The sequence below is a fragment of the Acidovorax sp. GW460-11-11-14-LB4 genome (assembly GCF_059423685.1).
The window spans coordinates 22,070-37,278 of the sequence record NZ_JBWKYJ010000011.1; the positions used below are offsets into that span (position 1 = coordinate 22,070).

The 15,209-nt window shown below is 66.0% G+C and carries 12 protein-coding genes; 9 read left to right on the forward strand and 3 right to left on the reverse strand.

Features of this window, described 5'->3' with window-relative positions; all coding sequences use genetic code 11:
• Positions 1-101: 101 nt before the first annotated feature.
• The 5 genes from AC07X4_RS06685 (at position 102) to AC07X4_RS06705 (ending at position 3,741) form a co-directional block, all read left to right on the forward strand.
• On the forward strand, positions 102-635 hold the full coding sequence (locus AC07X4_RS06685) for a YbaK/EbsC family protein (RefSeq protein WP_099729229.1): 534 nt from the start codon (positions 102-104) through the stop codon (positions 633-635).
• Positions 632-898, forward strand: coding sequence for a DUF1289 domain-containing protein (locus tag AC07X4_RS06690; RefSeq protein ID WP_099729230.1), 267 nt, complete (start codon positions 632-634; stop codon positions 896-898). The genes AC07X4_RS06685 and AC07X4_RS06690 overlap by 4 nt, the downstream gene beginning before the upstream one ends.
• Positions 895-1,548 carry a 2-hydroxychromene-2-carboxylate isomerase gene (locus AC07X4_RS06695; protein ID WP_099729231.1) on the forward strand — a complete coding sequence of 218 codons (654 nt, stop codon included), beginning with the start codon at positions 895-897 and terminating at the stop codon, positions 1,546-1,548. The genes AC07X4_RS06690 and AC07X4_RS06695 overlap by 4 nt, the downstream gene beginning before the upstream one ends.
• 173 nt (positions 1,549-1,721) lie before the next feature.
• Entirely contained in the window at positions 1,722-3,383 is a 1,662-nt protein-coding gene (locus AC07X4_RS06700) for an MFS transporter (protein WP_056057882.1), read from the forward strand.
• A 148-nt stretch (positions 3,384-3,531) separates the two neighbouring features.
• Positions 3,532-3,741, forward strand: a complete 210-nt coding sequence (locus AC07X4_RS06705) for a hypothetical protein (protein WP_056057887.1) — start codon at positions 3,532-3,534, stop codon at positions 3,739-3,741.
• A gap of 90 nt (positions 3,742-3,831) precedes the next feature.
• Here the strand turns inward: AC07X4_RS06705 and AC07X4_RS06710 are convergent, their stop codons facing one another.
• Positions 3,832-4,950, reverse strand: a complete 1,119-nt coding sequence (locus tag AC07X4_RS06710) for an ABC transporter substrate-binding protein (RefSeq protein ID WP_494739614.1) — start codon at positions 4,948-4,950, stop codon at positions 3,832-3,834.
• Positions 4,951-5,031: 81 nt separating this feature from the next.
• On the reverse strand, positions 5,032-6,150 hold the full coding sequence (locus AC07X4_RS06715) for an ABC transporter substrate-binding protein (RefSeq protein ID WP_192422265.1): 1,119 nt from the start codon (positions 6,148-6,150) through the stop codon (positions 5,032-5,034).
• A gap of 210 nt (positions 6,151-6,360) precedes the next feature.
• Here AC07X4_RS06715 and uvrA point away from each other — a divergent pair, with 210 nt between their 5' ends.
• The 3 genes from uvrA to AC07X4_RS06730 all read left to right on the forward strand — a co-directional run bounded on the left by uvrA (position 6,361) and on the right by AC07X4_RS06730 (position 13,558).
• Positions 6,361-12,234: an excinuclease ABC subunit UvrA gene (gene uvrA, locus AC07X4_RS06720; RefSeq protein WP_494739615.1), complete on the forward strand. Its 5,874-nt coding sequence runs from the start codon at positions 6,361-6,363 to the stop codon at positions 12,232-12,234.
• 182 nt (positions 12,235-12,416) lie between these two features.
• Positions 12,417-12,923 carry a hypothetical protein gene (locus AC07X4_RS06725; protein WP_108498453.1) on the forward strand — a complete coding sequence of 169 codons (507 nt, stop codon included), beginning with the start codon at positions 12,417-12,419 and terminating at the stop codon, positions 12,921-12,923.
• A gap of 275 nt (positions 12,924-13,198) precedes the next feature.
• Positions 13,199-13,558, forward strand: coding sequence for a hypothetical protein (locus tag AC07X4_RS06730; protein WP_056057899.1), 360 nt, complete (start codon positions 13,199-13,201; stop codon positions 13,556-13,558).
• 67 nt (positions 13,559-13,625) lie between these two features.
• On the opposite strand, the gene ctlX is transcribed toward AC07X4_RS06730, so the two are convergent.
• Positions 13,626-14,564, reverse strand: coding sequence for a citrulline utilization hydrolase CtlX (ctlX, locus tag AC07X4_RS06735; RefSeq protein ID WP_494739616.1), 939 nt, complete (start codon positions 14,562-14,564; stop codon positions 13,626-13,628).
• Positions 14,565-14,692: 128 nt separating this feature from the next.
• Between ctlX and AC07X4_RS06740 the strand changes: the two genes are divergently transcribed.
• Positions 14,693-15,124, forward strand: coding sequence for an Lrp/AsnC family transcriptional regulator (locus tag AC07X4_RS06740; protein ID WP_056057905.1), 432 nt, complete (start codon positions 14,693-14,695; stop codon positions 15,122-15,124).
• The last annotated feature ends 85 nt before the right edge of the window (positions 15,125-15,209 follow it).

Below are 15,209 nucleotides of genomic sequence, written 5' to 3' on the forward strand. Positions count from 1 at the left end.
GGACATGCGGGCCGGGGTGCGAGGGAGGCCATGGCGCGCGGCAAAATGGAGGGAGACCCGACCGAATCACGCCCCCTGTGGACCTGCTGGAGACAACGCGAATGTGTGGAGCCGAACTGAAGAACCTGCCCGAGGGCGTACAGCGTGTGGCTGCCGAGCTGCAGCGGCGCGGCCACCCGCACCTGCCGCAGATGCTGGACGATGCCGCACGCACCGCGCAGCAGGCCGCCGATGCGCTGGGCATCCTGGTGGGGCAGGTGGCCAAGAGCATCATCTTCCGGCGCAAGAGCGACGATGCTGCGGTGCTGGTGGTCACCTCGGGCGACCGACGCGTGGACGAGAAAAAGGTGGAAGCCCATGTGGGCGGCAAGATCGGCCGGGCCGATGCCGAGTTTGTGAAATCGCGCACCGGCTTCTCGATTGGCGGCGTGTCGCCCGTGGCGCATGCCACGCCGCCCGTCACGCTCATCGACCAGGACCTGCTGCGCTTTGACGTGGTGTGGGCCGCAGCAGGCCACCCCCATGGCGTGTTCCCCTTGCACCCCACCGACCTGCAGCGTCTGACGGGCGCACCCGTGGTGGACGTGGTGCAAGCACCGGTGGCGGACGCGTCTGCGCCCCAGGCGGCCGCATGAATGCTATCGATTTGCTAGCTGCCAAGGCAAAAGAGACTAGCGCTACCGGCCAATTTGACCCCAAAAATGCCGAGCCAGTGCCTTCGCCCTGCATTTCGGTGTGCCGCATGACGCCCGACCGCAGCCACTGCGAAGGCTGCTTTCGCACGCTGGATGAAATCCGCGCCTGGTCGCGTGCCGACGCTCCGCAGCGGCGCGCCATCTGGGCGCAGTTGTTGCAACGCGCCGGCATTGCCTGGCCCGTGCCGGAGACCGAGGCATGAAGCGCATCACGTTCTACCTGGACTTCATTTCTCCCTATGCCTGGCTGGCGTTTGAGCGCTTGCCCGAGGTGCTGGAAGGGCTGACCTATAGCGTGACCTACCAGCCCGTGCTGCTGGGTGCCCTGCTGCAGCAGCACGGCAACCCCGGCCCTGCGGGCATTGCCCCCAAGCGCGACTGGACTTACCGCCATGTGACCTGGCTGGGCCATGCGCAAGGCACGCCACTGCAGATGCCTGCGCGCCACCCGTTCAACCCGCTGCCCCTGCTGCGCCAGGCCCTGGCCTGCAGCGACGACGGCAGCATCAACCGCTACGTGGCGGGCACGGTGTTGCGGCACGTGTGGCAAGGCGGCGCCGACGCGCTGGACCCTGCGCGCCTGGCCACGCTGGCCGAGGCGCTGGCGGAGCAGGTGCGCCCCGGGCAGGACGTGAACAGCGACGGCACCAAGGCCTTGCTGCGCGCCAACACCGAAGCCGCGCAAGCAGCCGGTGTGTTTGGCGTACCCGCGTTTGGGGTGGACGGCAAGCTGTTCTGGGGGCTGGACGGCCTGCCCATGCTGCGTGCCTACCTCGACGGCGACGCCTGGTTCGACGGCCCCGCCTGGGACGCCGTCAGCCAGCTCCCCTCGGGTTTACCCGGCAAGCCCTGAGCAATTTCCGGATGCTGAAAGGGGTGCTGCGGGTTTCACCCTAAGTTGTCAGAGAGCGGTCAGTTTGATGAAAGCTCTTGTTGGTTTCGCGTCAGAGGGTGGTCAGTGCCATCTCCAAGAATGCGTGCAGCCCGCCGCAGTGCGGTCTGTAACACCAATAGGAGACACACACCATGGCAACTGTTCATCCCGCACCGCGGCCGATGTCGCCCGAAGAGAGGAAGGTCATCTTCGCCTCGTCGCTCGGCACCGTTTTCGAGTGGTACGACTTTTACCTGTACGGCTCGCTCGCAGCCATCATCGCCAAGCAGTTCTTCAGCGGTCTGGATGCCGGTTCGGCGTTCATCTTCGCGCTGCTGGCGTTTGCGGCGGGCTTCATTGTTCGTCCCTTCGGTGCCATCTTCTTCGGCCGCCTGGGCGACATGATCGGCCGCAAGTACACGTTCCTGGTCACCATCCTGATCATGGGCCTGTCCACCTTCATCGTGGGCATCTTGCCAACCTACGCGTCCATCGGTGTGGCCGCTCCCGTCATCCTGATTGCCCTGCGCCTGCTGCAAGGCCTGGCACTGGGCGGTGAATACGGCGGTGCTGCCACGTATGTGGCCGAGCACGCACCGCACGGCAAGCGCGGCGCCTACACCGCCTGGATCCAGACCACCGCCACGCTGGGCCTGTTCCTGTCGCTGATGGTGATCCTGGGCACCCGCACCGTGCTGGGCGAAGAAGCCTTTGGTGATTGGGGCTGGCGTGTTCCGTTCATCGTGTCGATCCTGCTGCTGGCCATTTCGGTCTGGATCCGCCTGTCGATGAACGAATCGCCTGCCTTCCAGAAGATGAAGGCCGAGGGCAAGACCTCCAAGGCACCGTTGACCGAATCCTTCGGCCAGTGGAAGAACCTGAAGATCGTGATCCTGGCACTGGTGGGCCTGACCGCCGGCCAGGCCGTGGTGTGGTATTCGGGCCAGTTCTATGCGCTGTTCTTCCTGACGCAAGCGCTGAAGGTCGATGGCGCCACCGCCAATATCTTCGTGGCCGTGTCGCTGCTGATTGGTACGCCGTTCTTCATCGTGTTCGGTTCGCTGTCGGACAAGATCGGCCGCAAGCCCATCATCCTGGCAGGCTGCCTGCTGGCCGCGCTGACGTACTTCCCTGTGTTCGGTGCACTGACCAAGGCGGCCAACCCTGCCCTGGCCGAAGCCCAGGCCAAGAACAAGGTGGTGATCACCGCTGACCCTGCCGAGTGCTCGTTCCAGTTCAACCCCACCGGCACCACCAAGTTCACCAGCTCGTGCGACATCGCCAAGCAGGTGCTGGCTGGCGCTTCGGTGAGCTATGAAAACGCTGTGGCTCCCGCCGGTACGGTGGCGAGCATCAAGATTGGCGAAACCGCAATCCCCTCGTACACCAGCAAGGGCTTGAGCGCTGATGAAGCCAAGAAGAAGGACGCCGAGTTCAAGAAGCTCGTGGCCGACGACCTGAAGGCCGCTGGCTACCCCACCAAGGCAGACCCTGCGCGCATCGACAAGGTGATGGTCACCATCATCCTGACCTACCTGGTGCTGCTGGTGACCATGGTGTACGGCCCCATCGCCGCCATGCTGGTGGAAATGTTCCCCACCCGCATCCGCTACACGTCCATGTCCCTGCCGTACCACATCGGTAACGGCTGGTTCGGCGGCCTGCTGCCCACCACGGCGTTTGCCATCGTGGCCCAGACCGGCAACATGTACAACGGCCTGTGGTACCCCATCATCATCGCCGGTGCCACGGTGGTGATCGGTGGCCTGTTCATCAAGGAAACCAAGGACGTGGACATCTACGCCAACGACTGATCGTTACTGACCGGTTTACAGGGCCCGCCCCGCAAGGGTCGGGCCCTGTGTTCCATCAAGGGGCTTGTGCCGCGCACCAGTACAACCCACAACCCTGCGCGTCAGCCAGGCCCCTTGATTGAACAAACCCATCCCAGGAGATATTGATATGTGGAAGATTGTTGTTGGCTTCGTCTTGTTTGCCGCTTTGTCGATGTATGTGATCATCACGGCGGGCGACAAGGCCGACATGGGCGGAGAAAAGCACGGTGCCGATGCGGTGCACGCCCCCGAGGCACCCGCCAGCGCAGCTGCACCCGCAGCCGCCGCCGCGCCGGCACCCGCTGCAGCCCCTGCATCGGCTGCCAGCGCGCAATAAGCACATTGCCCGGCATGACAAAGGCCCTGCCAGCGACTGCTGGCAGGGCCTTTTTTTGTGGTGTCGTAACGCGCGGGCGCTTGCGCCGCGTCAGCGCTTGAAGCGGCCGTCCGTGCCGATGATGGACAGGTCGGAGAAGTCCAGTCCGCTGTGGTCGGTGGGGCTGTAGCTCAGCTCCAGCCCACCCACGTCCCACTTGTGGATGCTCTCCAGCCCCGCATGCAGCTTGGCGCGGTCGGGCTTGGCACCCGCGCGCTTGAGGCCTTCCACCAGCACCTTGGCGCTCACAAAGCCCTCCAGCATGGCGGGCGTCAGGTCGCCGATGTTCTTGGCCTTGGCCAGATCGATGGCCTCCTTGATCACCGGGTAGTTGAGCGAGCGCTCGGACGGGAACACCTGCGTCACCACCACGCCCCGGGCCTGGTCGCCCAGGGCCTTCACAAACCCGCCCGACGCGTTGTTGGACAGGGTGACGATCTGTCCGGCAACGCCCGCGGCGCGCAAGGCCTTGATGCCGTCGACCACCGCAGCGCCAGTGCCGATGAAGATCACGGCCTGGGGCTGCTTGCCGGCCACGCGCGGGGCGATGGCGCTGTAGTCGGGCTTGGCACGGTCAAACTTTTCGATGAACAGCGCCTCGATGTTGTTGGCCTTGAACCCGGCCTGTGCACCAGCCAGCCCGTCGGCGCCAAACGTGTCGTCCACATGCACCACGCCAATGCGCTGGATGCCCAGCGTGTGCAGGTGCGAAATGGCCTTGGTCACCTCGCGCTGGTAGGGCGCCCGCACGTTGAACACGTATTTGCTCACCGGCTGGTGCAGCGCAATCGCCCCGGTGGACGGACCCACCAGCGGCACGCCATGCTGCTCCAGCACCGGGATGATGCCCTGGGTGTGGGGCGTTCCACGGGTCATGAACAGGCCGATCACGCCCTTTTGTTCAATCAGGGTGCGGGTGTTGTCCAGGGTCAGCTTGGGGTCGAACTTGTCGTCCAGCGACAGCACCTCCACCTTCTGCCCGCCCACGCCGCCCTTGGCATTGACATGGTCGATGTAGAGGGCTGCGCCCTGCATGGATTCGGCCACCGTGGCGGCGGCCGAGCCGGTGATGCCCACCGTCTGGCCAATGAGGATCTGTGCATGGGCCGAACCGATGCCCAGGGCAGCAGCCAGAACGCAGAGCGCGCCGGCCAGGCCAGTTTTCTTCATGGGGTTGTCTCCTGCGTGTGGAGCGCCCGAGTGTAGGGACGCCCCCGCGCGGGACAACTGTAAAAACGCGTAGGCGGGCGCTCAGCGGCGGAAGCGCCCGTCCGTGCCGATGATGGCCAGGTCGGCAAAGTCCAGCCCGGTGTGGTCCTCGGGGCTGAAGTTCACCTCCAGACCGCCCAGGTCCAGCTTCTTGATGCTCTCCAGCGCGACCTGGATCTTCTCGCGGGTGGGCTTGGGGCCCGCGCGCTTGAGGCCTTCCACGAGCACCTTGGCGGCGGCAAAGCCTTCCAGCATGGCGGGACTGATTTCGGTGAGCCCCTTGGTCTTGGCCAGTTCCTGGGCTTCCTTCACCATCGGGTAGGTCACGGCCCGTTCGTTGGGGAACACCTGGGTCACGATCACGCCCCGCGCGTTGGCCCCCAGGCTTTTGATGAAGCCGCTGGAGGCATTGTTGGACAGCGTCACAATCTGCGCGGCCGAGCCCGCCGTGCGCAGTGCGGTGGTGGCATCCACCACCGCAGAGCCCGAGGCCACCATCAGCACCGCCTGCGCATCGGCCTTGGCCACCTTGGCGGCAATGGGGGCGAAGTCGGGCTTGGCGCGGTCGAATTTTTCAGACACCACCGCCGTCAGTTTGGCGGCCGCGAGGCCCTTCTGTGCGCCCTGGATGCCGTCGGCGCCAAAGCTGTCGTCCGCGTACACCAGCGCCACACGGGTGATGCCCATGGAGGCCAGGTGGGTGATTGCCTTTTCGGCCTCGCGCTGGTAGGTGGCGCGCACATTGAAGATGTATTTGCGCACCGGCTGGTGCAGCACCATGGCACCGGTAGACGGTGCCACCAGCACCACGCCGTGTTTATCCAGCAGTGGCAGGATGGCTTCGGTGTGGGGTGTGCCCCGGTTGAGGAACAGGGCCGACACGTTCTTGTCCTCAATCAGCGTGCGGGCGTTTTCCGCCGCCAGCTTGGGGTCGAACTTGTCGTCCAGGGAGATCAGCTCGATCTTCTGGCCATTGACACCGCCCTTGGCGTTGATGGCGTCGATGAACAGCAGCGCGCCATCGGTGGTCTCTTTCACGCCCGCTGCCACCTGGCCGCTGAAACCTGCGGTCTGGCCGATCAGGATCTGGGCATGGCTGGCTGCACTGGCCGCAAGCGCCAGGACCAGGCCAGCCGCTCGCAGTTGCCATTGTTTTGTCATGGCGGTCTCCTCTTGTTTTGTGTGAAAGGCCGCAGTCTAAACCGATGTTTCGGGCCAGAACACCCGCTTTTCGCCCGCCGTTGCTCCATTGCTTGTGCTTTGTCCACGGTCAAAGCACCGCAGCGCGCCTCGGGGGTAATCGGCGCGCGCAGGCGCAAACGCCGGGTGCGTCCCTAGAATGTCCCGCCTCACACCCGAAAGACCGCTTCCATGACCCAGGGACTGATCCGTATCCGCGGCGCACGCCAGCACAACCTCAAGAACCTGGATCTGGACATCCGCACCGGAGAACTCACGGTGGTCACAGGCCCCAGTGGCTCGGGCAAGTCCAGCCTGGTGTTCGACACGCTCTATGCCGAGGGCCAGCGCCGGTATGTGGAGACCTTCAGCGCCTATGCGCGCCAGTTCCTCGACCGCATGGACAAGCCCGCCGTGGACAAGGTCGAGGGTGTGCCCCCGGCCATTGCCATCGACCAGACCAACCCGGTCCGCTCCAGCCGATCCACCGTGGGCACGATGACAGAGCTGAACGACCACCTGAAGCTGTTGTTCGCGCGTGCCGGCCAGCTGTTCGACAAGCAGACGGCGCAGCCGGTGCGGCATGACACGCCCGAGACCATTTATGCGGAGCTACAGCAGCGCAGCGCCGCAGCGGGCGACCCGCGCATCGTCTTGACGTTCCCCGTGGAGCTGCCTGCCAACACCAGCGCCGAGCAGGTTGAGCAATGGCTGTCTGCCAGTGGCTTCACCAAGGTGCAGGCCGAGCGCGAAGTGGCCACGCCCACGGGTCCACGCAAGGTGCTGGATGTGGTGGCCGACCGCTTCCGCCTGGGCAACGCCGAGAAGGCGCGCGTGATCGAAGCCATCGAGGTCGCGCTCAAGCGCGGCACGGGGCGGCTGAATGTCTATCGTCTCGTTGACGAAGGTGACGCCGAACTCTGGCGCTTCTCCACCGGCCTGCACTGCCCTGACAGCGATCTGCGCTACAGCGACCCCATCCCCTCGGCCTTCTCGTTCAACTCCGCCGTGGGCGCGTGCGACAGCTGCCGGGGCTTTGGCCGCGTGATCGGCGTGGACTACGGCCTGGTCATCCCCAACGACAAGCTCACCCTGCGCGCCGGTGCCATCAAGACCATCCAGACGCCGGCATGGAAGGAAGCGCAGGACGACCTCATGCGCCACGCAGAGGCGGCAGGCATCCCGCGCGACACGCCCTGGAACAAGCTCACGGACGATCAGAAGAATTGGGTCATCGGCGGCGCGCCCGGCTACAAGGACGGCCAGTGGAGCAAGCAGTGGTATGGCATCAAGCGCTTCTTCGAGTACCTGGAAAGCAAGGCCTACAAGATGCACATCCGCGTGCTGCTGTCCAAGTACCGCAGCTACACGCCGTGCCCCACCTGCGCCGGTGCGCGCCTCAAGACCGAAAGCCTGCTGTGGCGCATCGGCCGCAAGGAAGACGCCGATGCGGTGCTGGAGCCTGGCAAACGGTTCATGCCCGAGGGTGTGCAGTGGTCGCGCGAGCAACTCGAAGCGTTGCCCGGCCTGTGCCTGCACGACCTGATGCTGCTGCCCATCGACCGTCTGCGCCAGTTCTTTGCGCGCATGCAGTTGCCGGTGGGTGATGACGCCAAAGGCGGCGATGCCCAGGCGCTGAAGCTGCTGCACGAAGAAATCACCACGCGCCTCAAGTACCTGTGCGATGTGGGCATTGGCTACCTCACGCTCGACCGCCAAAGCCGCACGCTCAGCGGCGGTGAGGTGCAGCGCATCAACCTGACCACGGCGCTGGGCACCAGCCTGGTCAACACGCTGTTTGTGCTGGACGAGCCCAGCATCGGCCTGCACCCGCGCGACATGCACCGCATCACCGAGGCCATGCTGCGCCTGCGCGACGCGGGCAACACCCTGGTGGTGGTGGAGCACGACCCCGCCGTGATGCTGGCGGCCGACCGCATGATCGACATGGGCCCCGGCCCGGGCCGCCTGGGTGGGCAGATCGTGTTCGACGGCACCACCGCCGACCTGCGCAAGGCCGACACGCTCACGGGCGCCTACCTGGGCGGGCGCAAGCATGTGGGCTTTGGCTTCAAGCGCATGGTGACGGAATCGACCCCACGCCTCATCCTGGAAGGCGCGCGCGAGCACAACCTGCAGGATGTGACGGTCGAATTTCCGCTGCAGCGCCTGGTCACCGTGACGGGCGTGAGCGGCTCGGGCAAGTCGAGCCTGATCCAGGATGTACTGGCCCCCGCGCTGTTGCGCCACTTCGGCAAGGCCACGGATGCACCGGGCGCGCACGACCGCATGCTGGGCGCCGACCACCTGTCGGACGTGGTGTTCGTGGACCAGTCGCCCATCGGCAAGACCGCACGTTCCAACCCCGTGAGCTACGTGGGCGCGTGGGACAGCATCCGCGAACTCTTCGCCGTGGCGCCGCTGTCCAAGCAGCGCAGTTACACCGCCGCCAAGTTCAGCTTCAACAGCGGCGACGGGCGTTGCCCCACCTGCGGCGGCTCGGGCTTTGAGCATGTGGAGATGCAGTTTCTGAGCGACGTGTACCTGCGCTGCCCTGACTGCGACGGCAAGCGCTACCGGCCCGAGATTCTGGAGATCACCATTGAGCGCGGCGGCAAATCGCTGAATGTGGCGGATGCACTGGCGCTGACCGTTGCCGAAGCTGCGGCCGTCTTTGCGAACGACCGCGACGTGATCCGCGCGCTGCAGCCCATCGTGGACGTGGGGCTCGAATACGTGGCGCTGGGCCAGCCCGTGCCCACCCTGTCGGGCGGTGAGGCGCAGCGCCTCAAGCTCGCAGGCTTTCTGGCCGAGGCTGCACGCGTACAAAGCAAATCGCGCCAGACGGTGGCACGCAAGGGCACCCTGTTCCTGTTCGACGAACCCACCACCGGCCTGCACTTTGACGACATCGCCAAGCTGATGCGCGCACTGCGCAAGCTCATCGACGCAGGGCACTCGCTCATCGTCATCGAGCACAACCTGGACGTGATCCGTGCGAGCGACTGGCTGATCGACCTGGGGCCGGAAGGCGGCTATGCGGGTGGCCTCATCGTGGCCGAGGGCACGCCCGAAGACGTGCGGGCCCATGCCACCTCTCACACCGGGCAGGCACTGCGCGACTACGAACTGGCGCTGGGCGTGGGCGGCCACTCGGTGCACGAAAAGGCTGCGGCGCTACGAAAATCAGAGCGCCTTGCGCATATGGATCTAGCGCCTGCGGCCAAAAACGCCATAGAAATCGTCAATGCGAAGGAACACAACCTCAAGAACCTGAGCGTGGACATCCCGCGTGGCAAGTTCAATGTGGTGACGGGCGTGAGCGGCTCGGGCAAGTCCACGCTGGCGTTCGACATCCTGTTCAACGAGGGCCAGCGTCGTTACCTCGAATCCCTCAACGCCTATGCGCGCTCCATCGTGCAGCCTGCAGGCCGGCCCGAGGTGGATGCGGTGTACGGCATTCCGCCCACCGTCGCCATCGAGCAGCGCCTGTCGCGCGGCGGGCGCAAGTCCACCGTGGGCACCACCACCGAGGTATGGCACTTCCTGCGTCTGCTGTACGTCAAGCTCGGCACGCAGCACTGCGTGAAGGACGGCGCCGCCGTGCAGCCGCAGACGCCCGAGAGCATCGCCGCGCAGCTGCTCACGCAGTTCCGCGGCCAGCACATCGGCCTGCTCGCGCCGCTGGTCATGAACCGCAAGGGCGTCTACACCGAGCTGGCCGACTGGGCCCGCCCGCGCGGTTACACGCACCTGCGCGTGGACGGCAACTTCTTGCCCACCACCAATTTCCCGCGCATCGACCGCTTCAAGGAACACACCATCGAGCTGCCCGTGGCCAGCCTCGATGTGTCGCCCGAGAACGAAGCGGCTTTGCGCACCGCGCTGGCCGACGCACTCACGCACGGCAAGGGCGTGGTGCATGTTCTCTGGGGCATCACAGGCCTGCGCGAAGCCATGGAGGGCGGCCAGCCCACGGCCGGTATTGGCACGCTGCAGGCGTTCTCCACCAAGCGCGCCTGCCCCGTGTGTGCCACCAGTTATGCCGAGCTGGACCCGCGCCTGTTCAGCTACAACAGCAAGCACGGCTGGTGCCCCGACTGCGTCGGCACCGGCGTCAAGCTCACCAAGGACCAGCGCAAGGTGTTTGACGACTCGGTGCAGGACGACAAGGAAAAAGGCCGCGAGCAGACCTTTGCCGAGCCCGAGGTGGAGGACCTGGCCGACACCGCCTGCCCCAGCTGCAGCGGCACGCGGCTGAATGCCACAGCAAGAGCGGTCCGATTTGCCGGTGTAGGCATCACTGACATCGCCGCGCTGTCGGTGACCGATGTGCGCCGCTGGATCGAGACCCTGCGCATTGAAGGCGGCATGACCCAGCGCGAGGCCGACATTGCCCGCGACCTGGTGCCCGAGATCCAGAGCCGCCTCGAATTTCTGGAAGAAGTGGGCCTGGGCTACCTCACGCTGGACCGGGGCGCGCCCACGCTCAGCGGTGGCGAGGCACAGCGCATCCGCCTGGCCGCGCAGCTGGGCAGCAACCTGCAGGGCGTGTGCTACGTGCTCGACGAGCCCACCATCGGCCTGCATGCGCGCGACAACCAGATTCTGCTCAACGCCCTGCATAAGCTGGGCGACAAGGGCAACACGCTGGTGGTGGTGGAGCACGACGAGGACACCATCCGCCGTGCCGACCACATCATCGACATTGGCCCCAGCGCGGGAAAACGTGGCGGGCGCCTGGTGGCGCAGGGCAGCGTGGCCGACATCACGGGCGCGGAGGATTCGCAAACCGGCCGCTACCTGCTGCATGCCATGAAGCACCCGCTGCAACTGCGCCGCAGCATGTCGGCTACCGAGGTGAGCGCTGAGGCCACAGCCGCCTTTGCACAGGCCGAGGCGGCAGCGCCCACCGGCCGGCAGAGTGCGGCCGTCAAGAAGCGTGCGGCGCAGGCTGCATCGCTGGCCGCTGACGCCCTCAATGAAGCCAAGGAGCGCGCCGCCATGCGCTGGCTCACGGTGCACGGCGCGCAGCTGCACAACCTGCAGAACGTGACGGCCACCGTGCCGCTGCACCGCCTGGTGGCAGTGACGGGCGTGAGTGGCTCGGGCAAGTCCACGTTGGCGCGTGACGTGCTGCTGGCCAATGTGCAGGCCTGGGTGCAACAGCGCAGTACCAAGGCCGGGCGTGATGCCATGGACGCGGGCAAGGCGCCGCCACTGGTCGGTTGCACGGGCCTGTCGGGCTTCGAGAGCATCGACCGCGTGCTCGAAGTGGACCAGACGCCCATCGGCAAGACGCCGCGTTCATGCCCCGCCACCTACATCGGCTTCTGGGACACCATCCGCAAGCTGTTTGCTGAAACGCTGGAGGCCAAGGCCCGTGGCTATGCCGCAGGGCGCTTCAGCTTCAACACCGGCGAAGGCCGCTGCCCCAGCTGCGAAGGCGCGGGCGTGCGCACCATCGAGATGAGCTTCTTGCCCGATGTGAAGGTGCCGTGCGAGACCTGCCACGGTGCGCGCTTCAACCCCGAAACGCTGGCCGTCACCTGGCGCGGCAAGAGCATTGGCGACGTGCTGCAGATGGAGGTGGACGAGGCCGTGGGCTTCTTCGCCACCATGCCTAGCATTGCGCATCCGCTGCAGCTCTTGCAGGACGTGGGCCTGGGCTATCTCACGCTGGGCCAGCCGTCACCGACGCTGAGTGGTGGCGAGGCCCAGCGCATCAAGCTGGTGACCGAACTCACCAAGGTGCGCGACGAGGTCGGCCGCCGGGGCCAGAAGGCGCCGCATACGCTGTATGTGCTGGACGAGCCCACGGTGGGGCTGCACATGGCCGATGTGGACAAGCTCATCCGCGTGCTGCACCGCCTGGTGGACGGCGGCCACAGCGTGATCGTGATCGAGCACGACCTCGACGTGATCGCTGAGGCCGACTGGATTCTGGACCTGGGGCCCGAGGGCGGTGGCGCAGGCGGCCGCATCGTGGCGGCGGCCACGCCCGAAGACGTGGTGGCGGCGGGGACCCACACCGGCAAGGCCCTCGCGCCCGTGCTGGCCCGCTGAGGCGTGCAGGGCTGACGGCAGGAGGCTGGGCCAGCCTGGTGGTTGGCGCACAGCCCTGTCGGCCTCTGTCCTACGCACTGCGCAGAACATGGCGCACGCGCTGCATGGGATGGGCTTCCTACGATGGATTGCAGGGGATCGGCTCCCCACCTTCCATCCACATTTCAAGGACGCCCATCACCATGAACGCATTCAAATTCCTCAAGACCTGTACCGCTCTGACGGCCACCTCCGTGTTGCTGGTGGCCTGCGGCGGTGGCAATAACGACGACCCATCTCCCAGCAACGAGCCCGGTGTGCTGACAGTCAGCAACGCCACCATCGACGGCCTGAATGGCGTGTATGGCAATGGCGCTCTCAACCTCACCGATGTCGACAAGAAGAACCCTGTCGGTTCGGTGCCGGAGCTGTGCACCTTCCGGTTTGATGGCGCCAACAAGGTGGGCTCATCGGCCACGGCCTTTGGCGATATCCGTTACCGCCCCGACGCCACCAGCCTGCACCAGGTGTTCCTGACGTTCGATGGCAAGGAATACGGCAGCGGCGAACCCACCGACACTGCCGTGGTCCGCGAAAGCGACCAGGTGCGCTTCAGCGGCAAGACGCTGACGGCGTCGGATGGATCTGGCGCCACGCTGCGCGTCAGCGGCATCGTGCCCATGCGCCCCAACCGTCCTTCGGGCTGTTGAGTCCGCGTTTTGCGCCTCTGAGACTCGGTTCAAGATCTGATTGCTTGTCTCCCTCCCCGGTCCCTTCGGCCGGTTCAGCCCCAGCTGCGATAGCGGCAGGGGCTTTTTTTTGGGGGCGTGCGCGGGGCGGGTGCACACCGCTCTCCCTCGGGTTGCGGCGCAGGGCTGGGCGAACCTGTGCACCTGCGATCCCGGTGCGCGCAGCGGTTTGCTGGCGGCACAATGCATCGGTGTGCTTGCGGCGCTGTGGCCGCGCTGCACGCTACCCATCGTCCATGCCCGTACCACCCCCTCACCCAACCACCGTGGTGTGGCTGCACCCCGAAGCACCTGCCAAGCCGGCCGAGGGAGCGCCCTGCAATGGCTGTGGTCTGTGTTGCCTGGCGGAACCCTGTCCGCTGGGTGTACTGGTCTCGCGCCGCCGCCGTGGCGCCTGCGTAGCCCTTCGCTGGAGCGATGTGGACCAGCGCTACTGGTGCGGCATGGTGGCCGATCCGGCCGGGGTGACGGGGCTCACCCACCCCTGGGCAGTGCGCGCCATGTCGGCTCTGGCGCGGCGCTGGATCGCATCGGGCGTGGGTTGTGATGCGCGGCTGGACGTGCAGGGTCCGCCACCAGACAACCAGCTGAAGTAGCCCGCTATAAATTCAATAGCTATTCGGGCATGTTCGACTAGCGCAAGCAGTGAATTGGACTGAAATTTCAGCCCCCCGCACTGCGCCGAGCCAGGTGCACGCCCGCCAGCATGCAGCGCACCGATCCACCCGCCAGTTCGATGGTTGGCACGTCCAACGGCAGCAAGCGGGCGCTTTGCTCGATGGTGGCACGCTGCGCCAGTGTGAGGCTGGCAGCGGCGCGCGCCGACAGCGCCAGCACCCGGCCCTGGGCGCCCGAGAGCTCCAGCGCGTTGCCGGCAAATCCCCTGATCTGGTGGGGGCTCAGGGCGATGACCTCGCGGCCCGTCTCGCGCAGGCGCTCGCACACGGCTGCACGGCGCGCAGGATCGGTGATCATGTGAAAGCCACCCAGCGCAAACGCGGTGCCGATGCAGAGCATCACGTTGGTGTGGTAGCAGGGCTGGCCCTCCTCGTCTGCCGTGGCAAAGACCATGGGCTCGTAGTTGAAGTGTGTGCAAAAGCGCTCCAGAGCCACGGGGTCGGCGCGGTTCGATTGCGCGGTGTAGGCAATGCGGCCGATGTGGTCCAGGACCATCGCACCGGTGCCCTCCAGAAACATGCCATCGGCCTCCAGTCCCGAGTAGTCGATCACGTCCTGCACGCGGTACTCGGCCTTGAGCAACTCGATGACATCGCTGCGCCGCTCTCGCCGCCGGCTCCTGGCGTACATGGGGTAGATCGCCACATGGCCGCCCGCGTGGGTGGAGAACCAGTTGTTGGGGAACACTGCGTCGGGCGTGTCGTGCTCGCCGGGGGCGTCGAACAGGTGCACGCGCACCCCCGCGCCCTCCAGGCGCTCTGCCGCAGCAGTGACCTCGGCAAACGCGCGGCGCGAGGTGTCACGGGCCGCCGGCTGCGCGGTGCGCACCTGAAAGGCGTTGTCGGCGGCGGTTTCGGGGTTGGGGTGAAAGCGGTGCGGGCGCACCATCACAACGGCGCTGGGGGCTTGTACTGAGACGTGCATGGCGGGGCTGGGTGTGAAAGAAGAGCGAAGAAGTCCCAGAATTTTCTTGGCAGCCCCTGCTATCCTCTAGCCTCATAACTGGTCAAAATGGCTGATAAATTGCCGTTCTGCCAGTTCTGAAGCCCACTATGACCAAGCTCGACGACACCGACCGCGAAATCATCAGCATCTTGCGTGCGGACGCGCGCACCCCTGTGGCCACACTGGCGCAAAAGCTGCGCGTATCGCGCGGCACGGTGCAGAACCGCCTGCACAAGATGGAAGAGAGCGGCGTCATCACCGGCTACACCGTGCGCCTGCGCCCTGATTCCGAGCCGCAGCGCATCCGTGCGTGGATGAGCATTGCGGTCGAAGGCAATGCCGCCCCCGCCGTCATCCGCGCGCTGCGCGGCGAGCCCACGGTGGGGACGTTGCACACCACCAATGGCCGCTGGGACATCGTGGCCGAGGTGCGTGCCGAGAGCCTGGAAGCGTTTGACGCCGCGCTGGGCCGCATTCGCCTCACGCCCGGCATTGGCAACACCGAAACCAGTATCTTGTTGTCCACCTACAAGGCGTGATGCGGCCCCGGCGGTGCACCAGCGCAAGGGCTGCGCGCTGGCGCCTGGGCGACAGCGGCTAGGGGGTTTCCGCATGCCCTCGCAG